20 protein-coding genes are annotated in these 20,372 nt (G+C 70.7%); 7 read left to right on the top strand and 13 right to left on the bottom strand.

The window, feature by feature from the left end; translation table 11 throughout:
- Positions 1-350: 350 nt before the first annotated feature.
- Together C3488_RS18100 and C3488_RS18095 are read left to right on the top strand one after the other, a co-directional pair.
- Positions 351-1,520: an MFS transporter gene (locus tag C3488_RS18100; protein WP_103840669.1), complete on the top strand. Its 1,170-nt coding sequence runs from the start codon at positions 351-353 to the stop codon at positions 1,518-1,520.
- Between the two features lie 107 nt (positions 1,521-1,627).
- The gene (locus tag C3488_RS18095) at positions 1,628-2,368 is read left to right on the top strand and encodes a maleylpyruvate isomerase family mycothiol-dependent enzyme (protein WP_103840633.1); all 741 of its coding nucleotides are present in this window, start codon (positions 1,628-1,630) and stop codon (positions 2,366-2,368) included.
- On the opposite strand, the gene C3488_RS18090 is transcribed toward C3488_RS18095, so the two are convergent.
- Positions 2,355-2,768: a MarR family winged helix-turn-helix transcriptional regulator gene (locus C3488_RS18090; RefSeq protein WP_103840631.1), complete on the bottom strand. Its 414-nt coding sequence runs from the start codon at positions 2,766-2,768 to the stop codon at positions 2,355-2,357. The two genes, C3488_RS18095 and C3488_RS18090, sit on opposite strands and share 14 nt — an antisense overlap.
- An 86-nt stretch (positions 2,769-2,854) precedes the next feature.
- Here C3488_RS18090 and C3488_RS18085 point away from each other — a divergent pair, with 86 nt between their 5' ends.
- Both C3488_RS18085 and C3488_RS18080 read left to right on the top strand, forming a co-directional pair.
- Positions 2,855-4,336 (top strand): MFS transporter, encoded by a 1,482-nt coding sequence (locus tag C3488_RS18085; protein WP_103840629.1) that lies wholly within the window; start codon positions 2,855-2,857, stop codon positions 4,334-4,336.
- 123 nt (positions 4,337-4,459) lie between these two features.
- Entirely contained in the window at positions 4,460-4,768 is a 309-nt protein-coding gene (locus C3488_RS18080; protein ID WP_103840627.1) for a DUF6332 family protein, read from the top strand.
- Here C3488_RS18080 and C3488_RS18075 read toward each other — a convergent pair.
- The 3 genes from C3488_RS18075 to C3488_RS18065 all read right to left on the bottom strand — a co-directional run bounded on the left by C3488_RS18075 (position 4,729) and on the right by C3488_RS18065 (position 7,411).
- Positions 4,729-5,394, bottom strand: a complete 666-nt coding sequence (locus tag C3488_RS18075; protein ID WP_103840625.1) for a response regulator transcription factor — start codon at positions 5,392-5,394, stop codon at positions 4,729-4,731. The genes C3488_RS18080 and C3488_RS18075 overlap by 40 nt on opposite strands.
- Positions 5,391-6,620 carry a sensor histidine kinase gene (locus C3488_RS18070; protein WP_181139069.1) on the bottom strand — a complete coding sequence of 410 codons (1,230 nt, stop codon included), beginning with the start codon at positions 6,618-6,620 and terminating at the stop codon, positions 5,391-5,393. Before C3488_RS18070 ends, C3488_RS18075 begins: the two co-directional genes overlap by 4 nt.
- 98 nt (positions 6,621-6,718) lie before the next feature.
- Positions 6,719-7,411, bottom strand: coding sequence for a TetR/AcrR family transcriptional regulator (locus C3488_RS18065; protein WP_103840622.1), 693 nt, complete (start codon positions 7,409-7,411; stop codon positions 6,719-6,721).
- Between the two features lie 253 nt (positions 7,412-7,664).
- Here C3488_RS18065 and C3488_RS18060 point away from each other — a divergent pair, with 253 nt between their 5' ends.
- Positions 7,665-8,126 carry a nitroreductase family deazaflavin-dependent oxidoreductase gene (locus C3488_RS18060; RefSeq protein ID WP_103840620.1) on the top strand — a complete coding sequence of 154 codons (462 nt, stop codon included), beginning with the start codon at positions 7,665-7,667 and terminating at the stop codon, positions 8,124-8,126.
- Here C3488_RS18060 and C3488_RS18055 read toward each other — a convergent pair.
- On the bottom strand, positions 8,116-9,348 hold the full coding sequence (locus tag C3488_RS18055) for a geranylgeranyl reductase family protein (protein ID WP_103840618.1): 1,233 nt from the start codon (positions 9,346-9,348) through the stop codon (positions 8,116-8,118). The genes C3488_RS18060 and C3488_RS18055 overlap by 11 nt on opposite strands.
- A gap of 211 nt (positions 9,349-9,559) precedes the next feature.
- On the opposite strand from C3488_RS18055, the gene C3488_RS18050 reads away from it, so the two are divergent.
- Positions 9,560-10,915: a dipeptidase gene (locus tag C3488_RS18050; RefSeq protein WP_103840616.1), complete on the top strand. Its 1,356-nt coding sequence runs from the start codon at positions 9,560-9,562 to the stop codon at positions 10,913-10,915.
- Positions 10,916-11,048: 133 nt separating this feature from the next.
- Here C3488_RS18050 and C3488_RS18045 read toward each other — a convergent pair whose 3' ends face one another.
- The 5 genes from C3488_RS18045 to C3488_RS18025 all read right to left on the bottom strand — a co-directional run bounded on the left by C3488_RS18045 (position 11,049) and on the right by C3488_RS18025 (position 17,233).
- Positions 11,049-12,185, bottom strand: a complete 1,137-nt coding sequence (locus C3488_RS18045; RefSeq protein WP_374955429.1) for an ABC transporter ATP-binding protein — start codon at positions 12,183-12,185, stop codon at positions 11,049-11,051.
- Between the two features lie 26 nt (positions 12,186-12,211).
- Complete coding sequence (locus C3488_RS18040; RefSeq protein ID WP_103840614.1) at positions 12,212-13,288, bottom strand: ABC transporter ATP-binding protein; 1,077 nt, start codon at positions 13,286-13,288, stop codon at positions 12,212-12,214.
- Positions 13,289-13,319: 31 nt separating this feature from the next.
- A complete protein-coding gene (locus C3488_RS18035; protein WP_103840612.1) occupies positions 13,320-14,312 on the bottom strand; it encodes an ABC transporter permease in 993 nt (330 codons plus the stop codon).
- Between the two features lie 139 nt (positions 14,313-14,451).
- The gene (locus tag C3488_RS18030; protein ID WP_258053485.1) at positions 14,452-16,077 is read right to left on the bottom strand and encodes an ABC transporter substrate-binding protein; all 1,626 of its coding nucleotides are present in this window, start codon (positions 16,075-16,077) and stop codon (positions 14,452-14,454) included.
- Between the two features lie 124 nt (positions 16,078-16,201).
- Positions 16,202-17,233, bottom strand: coding sequence for an ABC transporter permease (locus tag C3488_RS18025; protein ID WP_103840608.1), 1,032 nt, complete (start codon positions 17,231-17,233; stop codon positions 16,202-16,204).
- A gap of 3 nt (positions 17,234-17,236) precedes the next feature.
- Between C3488_RS18025 and C3488_RS18020 the strand changes: the two genes are divergently transcribed.
- Positions 17,237-17,437, top strand: coding sequence for a hypothetical protein (locus C3488_RS18020; RefSeq protein ID WP_103840606.1), 201 nt, complete (start codon positions 17,237-17,239; stop codon positions 17,435-17,437).
- Positions 17,438-17,842: 405 nt separating this feature from the next.
- Here the strand turns inward: C3488_RS18020 and C3488_RS18015 are convergent, their stop codons facing one another.
- The 3 genes from C3488_RS18015 to C3488_RS18005 form a co-directional block, all read right to left on the bottom strand.
- On the bottom strand, positions 17,843-18,886 hold the full coding sequence (locus C3488_RS18015; protein WP_103840604.1) for an NUDIX hydrolase: 1,044 nt from the start codon (positions 18,884-18,886) through the stop codon (positions 17,843-17,845).
- Positions 18,887-19,066: 180 nt separating this feature from the next.
- Complete coding sequence (locus tag C3488_RS18010; RefSeq protein WP_103840602.1) at positions 19,067-19,261, bottom strand: hypothetical protein; 195 nt, start codon at positions 19,259-19,261, stop codon at positions 19,067-19,069.
- Between the two features lie 61 nt (positions 19,262-19,322).
- Positions 19,323-20,276, bottom strand: coding sequence for an ROK family protein (locus tag C3488_RS18005; RefSeq protein ID WP_103840600.1), 954 nt, complete (start codon positions 20,274-20,276; stop codon positions 19,323-19,325).
- Positions 20,277-20,372 lie beyond the last annotated feature (96 nt).

The raw sequence follows: 20,372 nt of genomic DNA, 5'->3' as shown, positions 1-20,372 counted from the left end.
ACGACCGCTCCCCCCTGTGACGCTGTCCGCGTCCTGTCACTGCTTCGGGCCCCTGTCGGCCCACGCCGTGTACGCGCTCGCCCCATGGTCGAGGACCGGGACGGGACACGTTCGGCAAGGATCAAACGTCGCGAAACAGTGCGCACGCTGTCAAGAGTGCCTGCCGCAACGAAAGTTCGCGCGCGAGACGTTCTGTTCGACCGGCTCAGGGCCGCCCGCGTCCCGGACTCCCCGTACCGGCCCCCGCGACGCCCGGCCCGGTCGGCACCCACCATCGCCTTGCCCGCCCAGGAGTACTCTCCTAGCCTCATTTTGTGCCGCTCATAAACAAATCCATCCTGCACAAAGGCGTGCCAGGTGGCGACCTGTCCCGGCTCCGTGTCGCCCTCACCGCCTTCTTCGCCCTCGACGGTTTCGTCTTCGCCGGTTGGGTCGTCCGCATCCCCGACATCAAGGAGCAGACGGGCGCGTCGGCGAGCGCCCTGGGGCTCGCGCTTCTCGGAGTGTCCGCGGGCGCGGTGATCACGATGACGCTCACCGGCCGGCTCTGCCGCCGGTTCGGCAGCCACCCGGTGACCGTCGTCTGTGCGGTCCTGCTGTCGCTGAGCGTCGCCCTGCCCCCGCTCACCCACTCCGCACCGGCGCTCGGCGCCGTCCTGCTGGTCTTCGGGATGGCGTACGGAGGCATCAACGTCGCGTTCAACAGCGCCGCCGTCGACCTGGTGGCCGCGCTGCGACGGCCGGTCATGCCCAGCTTCCATGCCGCGTTCAGCCTGGGCGGCATGGTGGGCGCCGGGCTCGGCGGGCTGGTCGCGGGATCACTGTCGCCCACCCGGCACCTGCTCGGGCTGACCGTGACGGGCCTGTTCGTGACCGCGGTCGCCGGGCCCACGCTGCTGCGTCAGCGGCCTCCGCAACCACCGGACACGGCGCGGCCCGAGGATGCCGCGCCGCACCGGCTCGGCACGCGCAGCCGGGGCCTGGTCACCGTGTTCGGTCTGATCGCGCTGTGCACCGCCTACGGTGAGGGGGCGCTGGCGGACTGGGGCGCGCTGCACCTGGAACAGGACCTTGGCGCCCACCCCGGGGTCGCTGCGGCCGGTTACTCCTGCTTCGCGCTCGCCATGACGGTGGGCCGGATCAGCGGCACCACGCTCCTGGAACGGCTCGGGCGCGTCCGTACCGTGGTGGCCGGCGGCGCCACCGCATCGGCCGGCATGCTGCTCGGCTCGCTCGCGCCGTCGGTGTGGGCGGCGCTGCTCGGCTTCGCCGTCACCGGGCTCGGCCTCGCCAACCTCTTTCCGGTCGCCGTGGAGCGCGCCGGTGCGCTGGCGGGCCCCGGCGGAGTCGCGGTGGCCTCGACACTCGGTTACGGCGGCATGCTCCTCGGCCCGCCCGCCATCGGGTTCATGGCCGACTGGTTCTCGCTGCCCACCGCGCTCACCAGCGTGGCGGTCCTCGCGGCCATCGCCTCCGCGATCGCATACGGGGCACGCCGCGCGACCGCCGGCCGCCTGTGACCGGAAGAGGCCGTGGAGGACCCCGCACCGGCCGCCGCGGCCCAGGGAGTCCTTGCCACCGGGCTCGCTCTTGCCCTGGAGCGCGCTTGATCCGGCACACTCGTCGCATGGAGACTGCCGAGTTCGTGCGAGCCCTGGAGCGGGAGGGCCGGCTGCTGTCCGAGGCGGCCGAGGAGGCGGGTACCAAGGCGAAGGTGCCGACGTGCCCGGGCTGGCAGGTACGGGATCTGCTGCGGCACACCGGCATGGTGCACCGCTGGGCGGCGGCCTTCGTCGCCGAGGGGCACACCTCGTACCACCCTGACGGCGGGCTGCCGGACCTCGACGGGACGGAGCTGACGGCCTGGTTCCGGGAGGGGCACCGCTATCTCGTGGACACCCTCTCCACCGCCGCGCCCGACGTCCGGTGCTGGCACTTCCTGCCCGCGCCCTCGCCGCTGGCCTTCTGGGCCCGGCGGCAGGCGCACGAGACCACCGTGCACCGGATCGACGCCGAGTCGGCGCGCGGCGGTACGCCCACCGCGATCGCCCCGGAGTTCGCGGTGGACGGCATCGACGAGCTGCTGCGCGGCTTCCACGCCCGCCCCAAGAGCAGGGTCCGCAGCCAGGAGCCGCGGGTGCTGCGGATGCGTGCGACGGACGTCGACGGCGCGGTGTGGACCGTACGGCTGTCGGGCGAGCCTCCCGTGACCGAGCGGGGCGGGAGCGGCGACGCCGACTGCGAAGTGGCCGGACGGGCGACGCACTTGTATCTGTCGCTGTGGAACCGGCTGCCGTTCCCCGAGGTGACCGGTGATGCCTCCCTCGCCACGCTGTGGCGCGAGAGGTCCGCCGTCACCTGGGACTGAGCATCCTCGTCAGTACCGCGCGCTGCACCGGACGCACCTCGCCGTGCAGGGCACGGCCCTTGTCGGTGAGCGTCACCCGCACACCCCGCCGGTCCTCGGAGCACAGGGCGCGCTCGACCAGACCGTCCCTCTCCAGGCGGGCGATCAACCGTGACAGCGCGCTCTGGCTGAGGTGGACCCGCTCGGAGATCTCCTGGACGCGGTAGCCGCAGGATCCGTCCGCCCCCGGCCCCGGCCCGCCCGACAGCACGTCCAGCACTTCGAAGTCGCTGGCGCACAGGCCGTGCTGGTGCAGGGCGCGGTCGAGCTCGCACTGGGTGCGGGCGTGCAGCGCCAGGATGTCGCGCCACCGTTCCACCAGCGCCCGGTCGGGAGTGTCCGCCTCGTCCTTGGCAGCCATGGCCGCACCGTAGCAGAGAACGAAGTTTGCTGCACCTGAATTAAATGCGCTTGCATTCAATGCAGACGCATGAAAGTCTCTTGGGTATGACCTCTCCGCTCACCACACCCGCGTTCGAAGGACGCTGGACCCCCCGGCTGTGGGGCACCCTGCTGGTGCTCTGCGCCGCCATGTTCCTCGACGCGCTGGACGTGTCCATGGTCGGCGTCGCCCTGCCGTCCATCGGGACCGACCTCCACCTGACGACGTCGACGCTCCAGTGGATCGTCAGCGGCTACATCCTCGGCTACGGCGGGCTGCTGCTCCTCGGCGGACGCACCGCCGACCTGCTCGGCCGGCGCCAGGTCTTCCTGGTGGCGCTGGGCGTCTTCGCGCTCGCCTCACTGCTCGGCGGGCTCGTCGACTCCGGTCCGCTGCTGATCGCCAGCCGGTTCATCAAGGGCCTGAGCGCCGCGTTCACCGCACCGGCGGGCCTGTCGATCATCACCACGACCTTCCCCGAGGGCCCGCTGCGCAACCGAGCCCTGTCGATCTACACCACCTGCGCCGCCACCGGGTTCTCCATGGGCCTGGTGCTGTCCGGCCTGCTCACCGAGGCCAGTTGGCGCTTCACCATGCTGCTGCCCGCGCCCATCGCGCTGCTCGCCCTGCTCGCGGGCCTGAAGCTGCTGCCGCGCAGCGCACGCGAGAAGGACCACAACGGCTACGACATCCCCGGCGCCGTCGTCGGCACCGCGTCGATGCTGCTGCTCGTCTTCACCGTCGTCGAGGCGCCGCACGTCGGCTGGGCCTCCGCCCGCACGCTGCTGTCCTTCCTCGCCGTCGCCGCGCTCCTGACCGTCTTCGTCCTGGTCGAGCGACGATCGGCGGGACCGCTGATCCGGCTCGGCGTACTGCGCTCCGGCAACCAGGTCCGCGCCCAGCTCGGCGCGATGGCCTTCTTCGGCTCGTACGTCGGCTTCCAGTTCCTTGTCACCCTGTACATGCAGTCGCTGCTCGGCTGGTCGGCACTGCACACGGCACTCGCGTTCCTGCCGGCGGGCGCGCTGGTTGCGGTGTCCTCGACGAAGGTCGGCGCGATCGTGGACCGCTTCGGCACCCAGCGGCTGATCGCGGTGGGCTTCGCCCTCATGGTCGTCGGATACGCCCTGTTCCTGAGCGTGAACCTGCACCCGGTGTACGCGGCGGCCATCCTGCCGAGCATGCTGCTCATCGGCGCGGCCTGCGCCCTGGTCTTCCCCTCGCTCAACATCCAGGCCACCAACGGCGTCGACGACCACGAGCAGGGCATGGTGTCCGGCCTGCTCAACACCTCGGTCCAGGTGGGCGGCGCGATCTTCCTCGCCGTCGTGACCGCGGTGGTGACCGCCAACGCCCCCGCGCATCCCTCCGCGCAGGCGGTCCTCGACAGCTACCGGCCCGGCCTGATCGTGGTCACGGGCATCGCCCTGGCAGGTCTCCTGATCACTCTCACGGGCCTGCGCACGCGCCGGACACAGCGGTCCCTGGTGGTCGCGAAGTCCCTCCAGGAGGAGGCGCACGCGGAACCGGTGGCGGTCCGCGACTAGGGTCTCTCGTCCGGATCAGGCGAGCCGGCGTGATCCGGACGAGAGGCCTCAGGGGGGCGCCTCCCCACGTACGCCCGGCGGGGTTCCTTGCCCCGCCGGGCGTACGCCTGTTTGACTCGGGACATGGAGAACCACGGGGGGCGTGCGTCGGGGAGCGGGCGGCGGTCACAGGCGCAGCGCGACGCGATCACCGTCGAGATCGGATACGCCCTGTGCAGTGCGGCGTTCGCGGCGGCCCTGGTGTTCGGGGCGGTGGCGGGGCCGGCCTTCGTCTTCGGGCTGTCGGGCGGCACGCGGCACCCGCTCGTCGTCTCGGGTGCCGCGGTGGCCTCCGTGCTGTTCGTCGTGCGCGTCGTCAGCGTGCTGGTCCGCTTCGGGCGCGGCGTGGGTGCTCAGCCCAGCCACCCCGGTCGCACCAGCCCCGACTCGTAGGCCAGTACGACCAGTTGGGCCCTGTCCCGCGCGCCCAGCTTGACCATGGTGCGGCTGACGTGGGTCTTCGCGGTGAGCGGGCTGACGACGAGCCGGCGGGCGATCTCCTCGTTGGACAGGCCGATACCGACCAGGGCCATCACCTCCCGTTCCCGCTCGGTGAGTTCGGTGAGCGACGCGGTGGCCGCGGGCTCCTTGGAGCGGGCCGCGAACTCGGAGATCAGCCGCCGGGTCACGCTCGGAGAGAGCAGGGCGTCGCCCGCGACCACCGCCCGTACGGCACGCAGGAGTTCCTCCGGCTCGGTGTCCTTGACGAGGAAGCCGGAGGCACCGGAGCGGATCGCCTCGAAGACGTACTCGTCGAGTTCGAAAGTGGTCAGCATGACCACCTTCACGCCGTCCAGGTCCGGGTCCCGAGTGATCCGGCGGGTCGCGGCGAGCCCGTCGAGCAGCGGCATGCGGATGTCCATCAGCACGACGTCGGGCCGCGCCTCGCGCACCGCGCGCAACGCCTCCTCGCCGTCGGCGGCCTCCCCCGCCACCTCGATGTCGGGCTGGGCGTCGAGCAGCGCCTTGAACCCTGCCCTGACCAAAGACTGGTCATCGGCGAGCAGTACCCGGATCAACGGTCCTCCCTGTGCGCGAGTGCCCCCTCGGTCGACGTCCTCAGCGGCAGTACGGCAAGCACCCGGAAACCGCCGTCCGTGCGCGGGCCCGCCTCGATCGTGCCACCGAGCGCGGCCGCCCGCTCCCGCATCCCGGCCAGGCCGTTCCCGCTCCCGCCCGCCTCGGCGCCGGTCGCGGGCCCGTCGTCGTCGACGCGAAGCCGCAGCGTGCCCTGAGCGCTGTCGATGCGCACGCGCGCGTGCCGTGACCCCGAGTGGCGTACGACGTTGGTGAGCGCCTCCTGCACGATGCGGAACGCGGCGAGATCGGTGCCCGGCGCAAGCTGCGGCGCCTCGCCGTCGACCGTCACCGTCAGCCCGGCGTCCGCGGCCTGCTCGACGAGTTCCGGCAGCCGGTCCAGACCCGGCGCCGGCGCGCGCGGCGCGTCCCCCGGCGTGCGCAGACTGTCGAGCACCTGACGCACCTCCCCGAGCGCCTCCTTGCTGGCGGCCTTGATGGTGGTGAGCGCCGTACGCGCCTGCTCCGGATCGGAGTCCAGCAGTGCCAGGCCGACGCCGGCCTGGACGTTGATCACCGAAATGCTGTGGGCGAGGACGTCGTGGAGCTCACGGGCGATGCGCAGCCGCTCCTCGTCGGCGCGCCGCCGCGCGGCCTGCGCCCGTTCGGCCCGCTCGCGCGCCCACTGCTCGCGCCGGATGCGCACGAGTTCCGCCATCGCCACGATCGCCACCAGCCAGGCGGAGATGAGCAGTTCCTGCCCCCAGGAGGCCGCGGAGTCCCCCGGCGGCGGCAGCCATCGGTACAGCCAGTGCGCGACCAGGACGTGTCCGGCCCAGAACATCCCGACAGCCGTCCACGCCGCGGTGCGGCACCCCGCGGCGAGGGCGCTGAAGCAGCCGACGGCGACGGTGAGGAAGACCGGGCCGTACGGGTATCCGGCGCCCAGGTACACCGTGGCCGCCACGGCCGTCACGAAGACGACCGGCACGGGATGCCGCTGCCGCCACAGCAGTGCCCCGGAGGCGACGACGACCAGCACGTAGGCGAGGACGTCGAGGGACGCGCGGTGGCCGTGCTGGTTGCGGGCGGAGAAGTGCGTGCCGACGAGCACGAAGGCGGTGCACAACAGGGTGGAGCGCCAGGGCAGGCCGGAGCCGCCGGGTCCATGCCTCCACCACCGCGGTCCGTGCCACCGCCACGGGGCGTCTGCGTGCTGCTCCTCCATGCCGTTCACGCTAGACGCGCCTGAGGGGAACAGCGTCGACCGGGGGAGGTGATCACGGGTACTCCCCGGGGAGTACGCCTATGGGAACACCGGGCCCCCTACGGGAACACCAGGCCCACGCCGTGCGCGAGCTGGGCCGCCGCGTGCCGGAAGAACGTCGCGCGGTCCTCCACGACGTTGTCGAACTGCCCGAACAGCTCGAACCCCACCAGCCCGTACAACTGCGCCCAGGCGGCGACCAGCGCGGCGACCGCCTCGGGCGGCAGGTCGGGCGCCAGCTCGCCGGCCATGCGCCGGGCTTCGGGCTCGAGCTCGGCGGGGATCCGGGTGCGGGCCACACCGCGCTGCCGGTACGCGTCGCGGACGATGCCGATCAGCAGGACCCCGACGCGGGAGGCGGCCGGGACCGTGGCCTGGGGTGCGGAGTATCCGGGCACGGGCGAGCCGTAGATGAGCGCGTACTCGTGCGGTTGCGCCAGCGCCCAGGCGCGCACGGCTTCGCACACGGCGACCCAACGCTGGGCGGGGGCGGCGTCGCCTGCCTCCGCGTCGGCGGCCTCGGCGGCCTCACCGAGGGAGTCGTAGGCGTCGATGATGAGCGCGGTGAGCAGGTCGTCGCGGCTGGGGAAGTAGCGGTAGAGCGCGGAGGAGACCATGCCCAGCTCGCGGGCGACGGCGCGCAGGGAGAGCGCGGCGGCGCCCCCGGCGGCGAGCTGTCTGCGCGCCTCGTCCTTGATGGCGGCGGTTACCTCCCTGCGGGCGCGGGCGCGGGCTCCTTGGGGGACGTTCATGGGGGCAGTGTGCCACGGTTCCGGAGCAGCGCACACAAACGAGAGCGGTGCACTCTGAGGTGAGCGGTGGGCTCCGAGGTGTGTGGTGGTCGCGACGGAAAGGCGCGACTGAGTGCTCACCAAGGAGCGCTGCTCCGTACCAAGAGCGCCGCCCTAAAAAGAGAGCACTGCTCTTGACTCGGATCACCGATCTCGCGCACACTGCTCTCAAGCGAGAGCACCGCTCACACTTTCAGGCCCAGGGAGGCCCGTCATGTCCGACGCCCGGTCCGCGCACGTCCGTAAGCCCGGCTGGTTCACGGTGAACGTCTTCAACCGCGCCGTGGCCTGGCTGACCCGCCGTGGCATCAGTGTCTGGGGCTCCCGGGTTCTCGCGGTCCGCGGTCGCAAGACCGGCGAGTGGCGGACCACCCCCGTCAACCTGCTGACCGTGGACGGGCAGCAGTACCTTCTCGCCCCCCGCGGCCACGTCCAGTGGACTCACAACATGCGTGCCGCCGGCGGCGGCGAGCTCCGGCTCGGCAAGGACGTGGACGTGTTCACCGCCACGGAGGTCGCCGACGACGACAAGGTCCCGCTGCTGCGCGCCTACCTCAGGCGCTGGAAGGCCGAGGTCGGCGTCTTCTTCAACGGGGTCGGCGCCGACTCCCCCGACGCCGACCTGCGCCGCATCGCCCCCGACCACCCCGTCTTCCGGATCACGGTCACGAACTGACGTCGCCGCCCGCCGACCCCCGGTCCAGCGCGGTCAGGGCTCGCTGGGCGATCGGGCGGTTGCGGACGATCTCGCCCAGGGACGTGGCGCCCTGCGTGATGTCCTTGAACGCGTTCCAGGCGGGCCGGAACCCGGTCAGCGCCGCGTGGAAGAGACCAGGGCGGCGTTCGAACACGCTCAGCAGCCGCCTGCCGACGCTCATCTCGACGCCGAGCCCGGCCTTGATCGCGAAGGCGTAGTTCAGGGCCTGACGGCGCGTGTCCACGGCGTCGTGCGCCTCCGCGATCCGTACCGCCCACTCCCCCGCCAGCCGTCCCGATCGCAGCGCGAAGGAGATCCCCTCCCGGGTCCACGGCTCCAGCAGCCCCGCCGCGTCCCCGCACACCAGCACCCGCCCGCGCGACAGCGGCGAGTCGTCGGCGCGGCAGCGGGTCAGGTGCCCGGAAGAAATGCTCGGACGGAACCCGGAGAGTCCGAGCCGGGCGATGAAGTCCTCCAAGTACCGCTTGGTCGCGGCGCCTTCACCGCGCGCCGAGATCACGCCCACGGTCAGCGTGTCACCCTTCGGGAACACCCAGCCGTAGCTTCCCGGCATCGGTCCCCAATCAATGAGGACGCGCCCCTTCCAGTCCTCCGCGACGGTCTCCGGAACCGGGATCTCCGCCTCCAGGCCGAGATCCACCTGGTCGAGCTTCACCCCGACGTGGGCTCCTATCCGGCTGGCGCTGCCGTCCGCGCCCACCACGGCCCGGGCCAGCAGCGTCTCGCCGCCCTGCAGGACGACGGCGACCGTGCGCCGGTCGGGCACCGCCGAGCCGTGCTGCTCGACCCGCGACACCGTGGCACCGGTACGCAGCTCGGCACCCGCCTTCTGCGCGTACTCGACGAGCTGCTGGTCGAACTCGGGCCGGTTGATCAGTCCGAACAGCATCTGCTTGGAGCGGCGGGTGCGGGTGAAGCGGCCGTTGTTCGAGAAGGTCACCGCGTGCACCCGGTCGCGCAGCGGCAGCTCGAAGCCGGGCGGCAGGGCATCGCGCGAGGGGCCGATGATGCCGCCGCCGCAGGTCTTGTAGCGGGGCAGCTCGGCCTTCTCCAGCAACAGCACGCTGCGTCCCGCGACCGCCGCCGCGTAGGCGGCCGAGGCCCCCGCGGGTCCCGCGCCCACCACGACGACGTCCCACACCCGCTGCACGCCGTCCGCCGAAGAGTTCTCGCCGCTCACGATGGTCTACTGCTCCCGATCAAGCCGCCTGCCGCATCTGTCCCCCGCATCCTACGGCCGCGTCCTCACAGCCCGCTGTGGGAGGATCTGCAGCGTATGCGCCATGCGCCGGCATGCGCGTACGCCCGAAGGACCGCCCGTACACATCCACACACGTACACACCCGAGGTACTCATCGGTACCTGAGTCGCACCCCAGGAGGAGCGCTTCCATGTCGTCGAATCCGGTCGCCGAGACCGTCGCTTCGCTGATGCCCAGGGCGAAGGAGGAGCTCACCGAGCTGGTGGCCTTCAAGTCGGTGGCGGACTTCGACCAGTTCCCGAGGAGCGAGAGCGAGGGCGCCGCGCGGTGGATCGCCGACGCGCTCACCGCCGAAGGCTTCCAGGACGTGGCGCTGCTCGACACCCCGGACGGCACGCAGTCGGTCTACGGCTACCTGCCGGGCCCCGAGGGCGCGAAGACAGTGCTGCTCTACGCCCATTACGACGTCCAGCCGCCGCTGGACGAGGCCGGCTGGACCACACCGCCGTTCGAGCTGACCGAGCGTGACGGCCGCTGGTACGGGCGCGGCACCGCCGACTGCAAGGGCGGCGTCATCATGCATCTGCTGGCGCTGCGCGCACTCAAGGCGAACGGTGGCGTGCCCGTGCACGTCAAGGTCATCGCCGAGGGCTCGGAGGAGCAGGGCACGGGCGGTCTGGAGCGGTACGCCGAGGAGCATCCCGATCTTCTCGCGGCCGACACGATCGTCATCGGCGATGCGGGCAACTTCCGCGCCGGACTGCCGACCGTGACCACCACCCTGCGCGGTATGACCCTGGTCCGCGTCCAGATCGACACCCTCGAAGGCAACCTGCACTCCGGTCAGTTCGGCGGCGCGGCGCCCGACGCGCTGGCCGCGCTGATCCGTGTGCTGGACTCGCTGCGCGCTGAGGACGGTTCGACGACCGTGGAGGGACTCGACGGCGAGTCCGCGTGGGAGGGCCTGAGTTACGACGAGGAGCAGTTCCGCAAGGATGCCAAGGTCCTCGACGGGGTGGAGCTGATCGGTTCCGGGTCGGTCGCGGACCGCATCTGGAGCCGCCCGGCCGTGACCGTCCTCGGCATCGACTGCCCGCCGGTCGTCGGTGCGACCCCGTCGGTGCAGGCGAACGCGCGGGCGCTGATCAGCCTCCGGGTGCCGCCGGGCGTGGACGCGGCCGAGGCGACGAAGCTGCTCCAGGCCCACCTGGAGACGCACACGCCGTGGGGCGCCCGGGTGCGGACGGAGCAGATCGGTCAGGGCCAGCCGTTCCGCGCGGACACCTCGAGTCCGGCGTACGCGGCGATGGCCGAGGCGATGGCGGTCGCCTACCCCGGCCAGGAGATGAACTACGCCGGTCAGGGCGGCTCCATCCCGCTCTGCAACACCCTCGCGTCCCTGTACCCGGGTGCGGAGATCCTGCTGATAGGTCTCAGCGAGCCGGAGGCCCAGATCCACGCGGTCAACGAGAGTGTGTCCCCTGAGGAGTTGGAGCGGCTGTCGGTGGCGGAGGCGCTGTTCCTGCGGAACTACGCGGCGAGCTGAAGCCGCGCGGCGGCGATGTCCAGGTTCCGGCGCGCGTAAGGACGTCGGCGGGCAGTCTCCGTGCGGTGAGGACGCCCGCCCCGTCGCGCGCCGAGCGCCTCGCGGCGAAAGCGTTGGGCAAGGGCCCGTCCGGTCAGGAGCTCCTCTCGGTCGGTGACTTCTCCAGCGCGGCGAGCGCCGGGTCGAGGACGACGTCCTCGCCGCGTGCCTCGACCGTCGGTTCCTCGGGAAAGTGGCAGGCGGTCAGATGTCCCTCGGGGTTGTCCGTGAGGCGGACGAGCGGCGGCTCGTCGGTGGCGCACTTGTCCTGGGCCTTCCAGCAGCGTGTGCGGAAACGGCACCCCGAGGGCGGGTCGATCGGGGACGGCACGTCGCCGGCCAGGCGGATGCGCTCGCGCCGCACGGTGCTGTCCGGATCGGCCTCGGGAACGGCGGACAGCAGTGCGTGCGTATAGGGGTGCCGAGGCCGGGTGTACAGCGTCTCCCGGTCGGCGACCTCGACGATCTTCCCCAGGTACATCACCGCGACCCGCTCGGAGAAGTGGCGGACGACGGCGAGGTCGTGGGCGATGAAGACGAAGGCGATACCGAACTCCCGCTGCAGGTCCTGCAGCAGATTGACGACCTGGGCCTGGATGGACACGTCCAGCGCCGAGACCGGTTCGTCGGCCACGATCAGCTTCGGCCGCAGGGCGAGCGCGCGGGCGATGCCGATGCGCTGGCGCTGGCCGCCGGAGAATTCGTTCGGGTAGCGGTTGTAGTGCTCGGGGTTGAGACCCACCGTCTCCAGCAGTTCCTGGACCCGCCTCTTGTGGCCCTGCGGCGGGTTGATCCCGTTGAGCTTCATCGGCGTCTCGACGATGGTACCGACGGTGTGCCGCGGGTTCAGCGAGGAGTACGGATCCTGGAAGATCATCTGGAGGTTGCGGCGCGCCTCCCGCATCTTCGCGACGGGTTTGTGGGTGATGTCCTCACCGTCGAACACGATGCTGCCGGCCGTGGGCTCCAGCAGCCGCGTGATCAGGCGTCCGGTCGTCGACTTGCCGCACCCGGACTCGCCGACCAGACCCAGCGACTCGCCGGTCCTGACGGAGAAGTCGATTCCGTCGACGGCGTGCACGGCCCCTATCTGCCGCTGGAAGACGATGCCCTGCCGGATCGGGAAGTGTTTCTGCAGACCACTGACCTCGAGCAGGTTCTCGCCGGCCGGCGGCTTCGCGGACGCCGGCGAAGCGAGCTCTTGCTCGGGGATGGACCGGGTGGTGCTCACGGCATGCTCCTGTTCGTCCGCCGCCGTCACTGCGCGGCCCCTGCGGCTCGGCCGCCGCGGATCTGTTGTTTGGTCTCTGCGGTCAGGTGGCAGGCGACGATGTGCTCGTCGGTACCGGAGACCGTCAGCAGTTCGGGCCGTTCCACCGTGCAACGCCCCTCCGGCACCCAGCCCTTGTAGGCGCAGCGCGGGTGGAAGGCGCAGCCGCCGGGAAGGTTGATCAGACTCGGCGGGCTGCCCGGGATCGGGTTCAGCCGCCGGGTGACGTCGTCGCGGATGTGCGGCATGGACTGGAGCAGTCCCCACGTGTAGGGGTGCTCGGGCTGCTTCAGCACGTCCCGCACGGTGCCGTACTCGATGCGACGGCCGCCGTACATGACCAGGATGTCGTCGGCGATGTCGGCCACCACGCCGAGGTCGTGGGTGATGATGATGACGGCGGAGCCGAACTCCTCCTGAAGATCGCGGATCAGGTCCAGGATCTGCGCCTGGACGGTGACGTCGAGGGCGGTGGTCGGCTCGTCGGCGATGAGCAGCGCGGGGTCGCAGACCAGGGACATGGCGATCATGGCGCGCTGTCGCATACCGCCGGAGAACTGGTGCGGGTAGTCCTTCACCCGCCGCTCGGGCTGCGGGATGCCGACCCGCTTCAGCATCTCCACGGCGCGGTCCTTGGCCTCCTTCTTGGAGACCTTGTGGTGCACCTGGTAGGCCTCGGCGATCTGGGCGCCGACGGTGAAGAACGGGTGCAGCGCGGAGAGCGGGTCCTGGAAGATCATGGAGACCGTGTCGCCGCGCAGCTCCCGCATCTCGTTCTCGGGCAGGGCGACGAGTTCCCTGCCCTCCATCCAGATCTCGCCGGTGACTCGGGCGCGCGTGCCCTTGTGCAGGCCGAGCAGGGCCAGCGAGGTCACCGACTTGCCCGAGCCGGATTCACCGACGATGCCGAGGGTGTGGCCCTTCTCCAGGGTGAAGGACACTCCGTCGACGGACTTGACGAGGCCGTCCTCGGTCGGGAAGTGCACGCGCAGGTCCCGCACGTCGAGGAAGGGGGAGGGCGCGGGCGTGACGTCCGCGGGCTGTGGCGAGGTCTGCAGGGACACTGGTGTTTCCTTGGGGGCTGCGGGTCGGGTGTCAGGCGAGGCGTACGCGGGGGTCGATGAGGCCGTACACCAGGTCCACCACCACATTGGCGAGGACGACGAACGTGGCGGCGAAGAGGGTGGTGCCGAGGATGACGGGCAGGTCGGAGTTCTCCACCGAGTTCACCGCCAGCTTGCCGATGCCGTTGATGCCGAACACCGACTCGGTGATGACCGCGGAGCCGCCGATGAGGGAGCCGACGTCCATGCCGAAGATGGTGATGATCGGGGTGATCGCGGCGCGCAGCCCGTGCTTGAGGACGACCGTGCCGGCCGGCAGCCCCTTGGCCCGGGCGGTGCGCATGTAGTCCTCGCTGAAGACCTCCAGCATGGAGGAGCGTGTGAGCCGGGTGTAGAAGGCGAGGTAGACGATGACCAGGGTCGCCCACGGCAGAAGGAGCCCCTGGAACCACGCGAGGGGGTCCTGGGTGATGGGGGTGTATCCGGAGGCGGGCAGGATCTGCCACTTGTCGACGAACACGAAGAGCAGCAGCAGACCGATGAAGTAGATCTGCGTGGAGACGCCGACCAGCGCGAGTCCGACCGCCGCCTTGTCGACGGCCTTCCCCCTGCGGACCGCGGCCGCCGTGCCGAGGCCGACACCCAGGACCAGGAAGGCCACCGCTGCGCCGGCACCGAGTGAGAGGTCTGCCGGGAAGTCCTGCAGCAGGGTGGTGAGGACAGGGGTGTCGGTCTGGAAGGAGACCCCGAGGCAGGGCGCGCCGCAGTGGATGCGCATGCTCTGGTCGCCGTAGTCGCGGCCGACGAAGAGTCCTTTGAAGAACTCCCAGAACTGCGTCGTGGTGCTCTGGTTCAGGCCCAGCGAGTGCTTGATCTCCGCGAGACGGGAGGGGGAGCAGGTCTTTCCGCAGGCCAGGAGCGCGGGGTCGGAGGGCAGCGCGAAGAAGATGAAGAAGGTGATCACACTGATCACGAGCAGGATCACGGCCGCTGCCAGCAAGCGGCGGATGAGATAACGAAGCATGTCGTGCTGGGACCTGGCGGGTGCCCGGTCCGCCTCCCTCTAGCTGTGGGCCGGTGGGGTGGTGCCTGCGCCCGGTTGGGCTTGACGTGGGTGGGGTGGCCCCGCCGGTGGCGTTTAGCCGGCGGGGCCACCGGCGGGGTCACTGCTTGACGTAGACGTGCACGAGGCTCGGCTCGGCCATGATGGTGTCCGGGATGACCCCGCCCACCTTGGAGCCGCTGATGGCGCTGAACTTCATGTACATGAGCGGGACCACAGCGGCGTCCTTCATGATCTGCTCGTCCAGGTCCCCGTAAGCGGCGTTGCGCTGCGAGATGTCGGCCACCTTGGAGATCTTGGTGATCTGCGCGTTGACGTTCGGGTCGTTCAGGTACGACAGGTCCTGGTTGGCCTGCGGGTTCTTCGCGATGAGATCACCGTCGAACAGGGTGGGGAGCACGGTCGAGGCGTTCGGCCAGTCCGCGATCCAGTCGCCCCAGGTCAGGTCGTACTGGTTCTTGACGTTGCTGACGGTGTTGAAATAGTTCGCCAACTGGATCGGCACGAGGTTCACCGTGATGCCGATCTGCGCGAGGGAGGTCTTCACCGCGTCACCGAAGTGGTCCTGGGTGGGCGTGTTCTCGATCGCCATCGACATGGTGAGCTTCGGGTCGCCGGCCTGCTTCATCAGCGCCTTGGCCTTGGCGATGTCGCCGGCCGGGTTGGTGCTGTACAGGTTGAACTTCTTGTAACCGCCGATGCCGGGGCTCAGCATCGTGCTCGCGTAGTCGCCGTACGCCTCACCGCCGAAGGCGCCGCGGACGGTGGTCTTGTCGATCGCGTACTCGATCGCCTCGCGGACCCTGATGTCCTTGACCGTCCGGGTGTTGATCGCCAGGTAGTTGATGCCCGGAGCGGCGTTGTTGTAATAACGCGACTTGATCGTCGGGTCGTTGGCGAACGAGTTCAGGTCGGATCCGGCGAGCGGGTACTGCTCGATCGAGGTCTGGGCGACCCCTCCGTCCGACTTGATCTGCTGGTCGATGGCCGCCTGGTCCTGGCCGAACTTGAAGTCGAACTCGTCGACGTTCTGCTGGCGGATCGGGTCGGTCGACTGCTGCCAGTACTTGTTCTTGACGAGGACGAGTTCCTTGTTCTTGGTGTACGACTTGATCATGTACGGGCCGTCGGACCAGACGTGCGTGTCGTAGGTCGAACCCGTGTCATGGGCCTTGGGTACCGCCGACCACCCGGACATGGCCGTGGTCTCGTTGAAGTCGGCGACCGGCTGGTCGAGGTGGAAGACGATGGTGTACTGGTCCGGCGTCTGGATGGAGTCGAGCTGCTTGCCGCTGTAGGGGCCCTTGTAGTCGCCGCCGCCGACGAGCCACTGCGCCGCGTACGGCGGGCCGCCGTTGATGTCGCCGGAAAAGGCGCGCTCCACGCCGTACTTGACGTCCTGGGCGGTGACGTCGGTGCCGTCCTGCCACTTGACGCCGTGGCGCAGGTGGAAGGTCCACACCGTGTCGCCCTTGCTGGGTGTTCCCGTGTCGGTGGCGAGGTCACCGACCAGCTTCGGCGTGGACCCCGCCTCGTCCCATGCGGTGAGGGTGCGGACGAACAACTCGTCCGTGCTCTCCCCCTCGGTCGTGTAGGTGCGCTGTGGGTCGGTGTGGTCGAAGTCCGACTCGTCGAGGACCGTCAACGTACCGCCCTTGACCGGGGCGCCGCTGCTGGTGTTGCTCGAGGAACCACCGCACGCGGTGGCCCCGAGTGCTATCGCCACGGCAGAGGCCGTTAGAGCGACCGTGCGCGTTGTGCGCATCATCTGGGAACTCCGTTCTTGTCATGGGCTCGGCCTCGGCAGTCGTTCGTGGGACGGCCTGTGCCGACACTCGGGAGGCAGCGCGTCAGCTGCGGTTGGCGCGGGGGTCGAGGGCGTCCCGGACCCCGTCCCCGAGAAGGTTGAGCGCCAGTACGAGGATCAGGAGCAGGACGCCGGGGATGAACAGGTACATCGGGTCCTGCAGGAAGAACTCGGACGCGTCCGAGAGGAGGGCTCCCCAGTCCGGAGCGGGCGGGATGACTCCGACACCCAGGTAGGACAGGGCCGCCTCCGTGGAGATGTTCTGCGGGACGGCGAGGGCGAAGGAGATCAGGATCGGCGCCCACAGGTTGGGCAGCAGTTGGCGGAAGAGGATGTGCCGGCGGCCGGCGCTCATGATCCGCGCGGCGTCGACGAACTCCCGCTCGCGCAGGGACAGCACCTGACCGCGCACCAGGCGGGCGGTGTAGGCCCAGGCGAAGACCGCGATGTTGAGGACCAGGACCAGCAGCCGGAGGTTCTCGTCCGTGCCGCCGTGGCTGTCGGTCTGCAGGGCGTTCTGGATCACCGGGGTGAGCGCGATGATGAACAGCAGTTGCGGGAAGGCCAGCATCACGTCCATGACCCGCGACAGGGCGGAGTCGATCCAGCCGCCGAAGTACCCGGCCGCCAGCCCGGCCACGACGCCGACCACGGTGGACAGCACCGCCGAAGCGAAGCCGACGAGGAGCGAGGTGCGCAGGCCGTAGACGATCCGGGCGAAGATGTCGTACCCCGTGCCCGGTTCGACGCCGAGCAGGTGGGTGAGGCTGATCCCGCCCAGCGATCCGTACGGCTGGTTGCCCGTGTCCGGGTTGATCGCCTTGGAGTCCGGTGTGATCGGTCCCCAGCCGGTGAGCGAGGTGAGCACCGGAGCCAGCAGCGCGATCACGATGAACAGCAGGGTGACGACCAGCGCGGTCGTGGTGATCCTGTCCCGCCTGATGCGCCTCCAGGCCATCCTGGCGGGTGAGCGGCCCTCGACCGCCGTGCCGCCGGGCGGGGAGTCCTGCGACGGTTCTCCGGCCGGGAGCGTGGTACCGCCGGCGGCCTGGACCGACTGGTGTTGCGTGGTCATCGTATGGACATCCCGGAGGTGAGCTGGGGCTGCCGCGAGGACCTTCCGTCCGGCTCACCCACGGCCTTCGCGCTCATCTCGCCGGCGGCGGGCAGGCGGACCGGGGTCCGGCGCGCGGTCGCCCTCGTGGTCGAACTCGTCATGGCGGTTCTGCCCCTGAATGCAGGAGGTGGCTGGCGGCCGGTGGCGGCACCAGAAGACTGAGCGGACTTTCGCAACCCTGCGCGAGCTCGGTCAACACCGATAAGGCGCCGAAAGGGGACTGTTTACCCGAATGGACAAGGCTTGACGGATGCGGGATGCGAGGTTAGCCCTGCTGTGAATACATCGCGAGAGTTTCTTGGCCATCGATTGGCGCAACGCTGCGTGGAGAAGTCGGACACGCCCGGCTCATGGGGGCGGGCCTTTGATCCATGGATCGACCGTCGCCGCAGGTGGCGAGGTTCCTCCAACTCTTCTGCCCCGTCTTCGAGTTGCTATTCGCACCCGGACGGGGCAGGCGTCCTCACGCTTCTGCGGGAACTCTACGAGCCCAGCGGAAATCGCCGGGGATTATTAAGAATTCTCAGAATGCGCGCCGCCCTCCGAGGGCAGGCGGGCCGCCGGCTCTCAGCCGAGCGGAATTCCAGCTTCGAGGTACAGCGCGGCACCGCGTTCACGCGCCCGCAGTGCCCAGCGGAGCCGTTCGAAGCGCACGGGCGGAAGCAGATCGGCCGCCTCCTCTTCCGTGACGAACCGCCAGTCGCGCAACTCCGGGCCGGGCAGCAGGAGTCGGCCGGCTTCGGCGCTGTCGAGGCGGCCGCCGTCGAAGAGGAGGCGCAGGCCGCCGTATCCGGGCGGCGCGGGGGGCTCCCAGTCGAGGACGAGCAGCCGGGGGACCTCATCCAGCCTGATCCCGGTCTCCTCCTCGACCTCGCGCATGCCGGCGCGGGCGGGCGCCTCGCCCGGTTCGACGACTCCGCCGGGGAACTCCCAACCGGCCTTGTAGGTGGGGTCGACGAGCAGCACGCGGTCCCGTTCGTCGAACAGGAGCACTCCGGAGGCGACGGTCTCGGAGGTCGGCTCGGGTGTCTGCACGATCTCGCAGGCCGGTGCCCGGCCGGTCCGGACGGCCTCGGCTATCCGCACGGCGGCCTCGTACGGGGTGAGGGCGCTGGTGTCCACGGGGTGCGCGTCGGCGGTGAGCCAGGCGGCGAGGGCGGTGCGATAGGGCTCGATGTGGTCGTACGACCACTGGCGGATGCGCATCTCCCCGTCGGGGAGGTCGGGCGGGACCTCCCGGTCGGCTATGCGCTGGCGCAGGATCGTTTCGGCCGGAGCGAGGAGGACATGGCGTACGGGGATGCGCCGGGCGGCGAGGCCGCCGAAGATCTCGTCGCGGTACTCCTGGCGCAGCAGGGTCATCGGTACCACGAGGACACCGTCGAGTTCGGCGAGCATCGCGGCCGCGGTGTCGATCACGAGCCGTCGCCAGATCGGCAGGTCCTGGAAGTCGCCGACCTCGGCGAGGCGTTTCGGCGGCAGGAGCTGGGTGAGCACTGCGCCGATGACCTCGGGGTCGAAGAGCGTGCTGTTCGGGATCAGTTCGATCAGTTCCCGTGCGGTGGTCGTCTTCCCCGCACCGAACGCACCGTTGATCCAGACGACGGTCACGGTTCCCCCTCTTCTGTTGGCCCCCTGGGGCTTGCCCGCTCCACCCTGCCACGGAAACCCGGCGCTGATGAGGGCGCCTCGGCGTGGCCGAGGTCACCACCACCGCGGCCGCCGCGCTCCGCACACCGCGGCGCCGGGCCCCACCGTGCGGGGGCTCCGGCGCCGCGACGTCGGCTCCCCTCAGCCGTCCTGCCCCAGGGCGTCGTCGTCCACTGCCAGGCTGTCCTGACCGATGGTGTGGTCGACGGCGCCGAGCGTGTCCTTGACGCTCAGATCACCGAGCCTGTCGTGGTCGGCGGCATGGGAGGGGCTGACGGCGGCCACGACGAATCCGGTGGCGAGGGAGGCGATGGCGAGCATGCTGCGCTTCTTCATGCCCTGTTCAACTGCCGAAGGACGCCGGGGTCACGCAACCAATCCCGGCAGCTCTTCGGCTTCACACCCCGGCAGCCGTCGCGTCCGTGCCTTTCGCCAGCGCCGCGGCAGCCGCGCCCACCAGGCCCGCGTCCGTGCCCATCAGGGCCGGCGCCACCGTCAGGCGCTGGACGAAGGACAGGGTGGCGTAGTCGGTCAGGGCCTTGCGCAGAGGGGCGAACAGGAGGTCGCCGGCCCCTGCCACTCCCCCGCCGATGACCGCGATGTCGATCTCGACCAGCGTCGCGGTCGCCGCGATCCCCGCGGCCAGGGCCTGGGCGGCCCGCTCGAAGGACGCCACGGCCACCGGGTCACCCGCACGGGCGGCTTCGGCCACCGCGGCGGCCGAGGTGTCCCCGTCGGGCCCCGGCCGCCAGCCGTGCTCCAGGGCGCGGCGCGCGATGTTCGGCCCGCTGGCGATGCGCTCCACGCAGCCGCGCGAGCCGCACGGGCACGGATCGCCGTCCAGGTCCACGCTGATGTGCCCGATGTGCCCGGCGTTCCCCGTCGGGCCCGGGTGCAGCCGCCCGCCCAGCACCAGACCGCCGCCGACCCCCGTCGACACCACCATGCACAGCGCGTTGTCATGGCCGCGGGCCGCGCCCTGCCAGTGCTCGGCGGCGGTGATGGCCACGCCGTCGCCGATCAGCTCGACGGGCAGGCCGCCCATGGCCGCCCGGACCCGCTCCACCAGCGGGTAGCCGCGCCACCCCGGTACGTTGACCGGGCTCACCGTGCCCGCGGAGGCGTCCACCGGCCCAGCGCTGCCGATGCCGACGGCACGCGCCCGCCCCCACAGCGGGGAGCCCGTCAGCTCCCCTATGACGTCCTCGACGGCTCCCATCACGGTGTCGCCGTCCTCCCGCGCGGGTGTCGCGCGCTGCGCGCGCAGCAGGATCCGGCCGTGGCCGTCCACCAGCGCTCCGGCGATCTTGGTGCCGCCGATGTCGAGCGCGGCCACGAGGTCGGTGTGCATCAGTGTCAGATCTCCCAATGCGTGAGTGGTGTCGGCCCCGGCGCACGGCATGCGGTCGCCGCCGCGGGGTCCGGGCGCCGGGCACTGGCGGGCAGG

It is taken from the genome of Streptomyces sp. Ru72, from assembly GCF_002920635.1.
In the GTDB taxonomy this organism is placed as follows: domain Bacteria; phylum Actinomycetota; class Actinomycetes; order Streptomycetales; family Streptomycetaceae; genus Streptomyces.
Note: the sequence above shows the minus strand (reverse complement) of the source record. Positions and strands in the feature narration are given on the sequence as shown.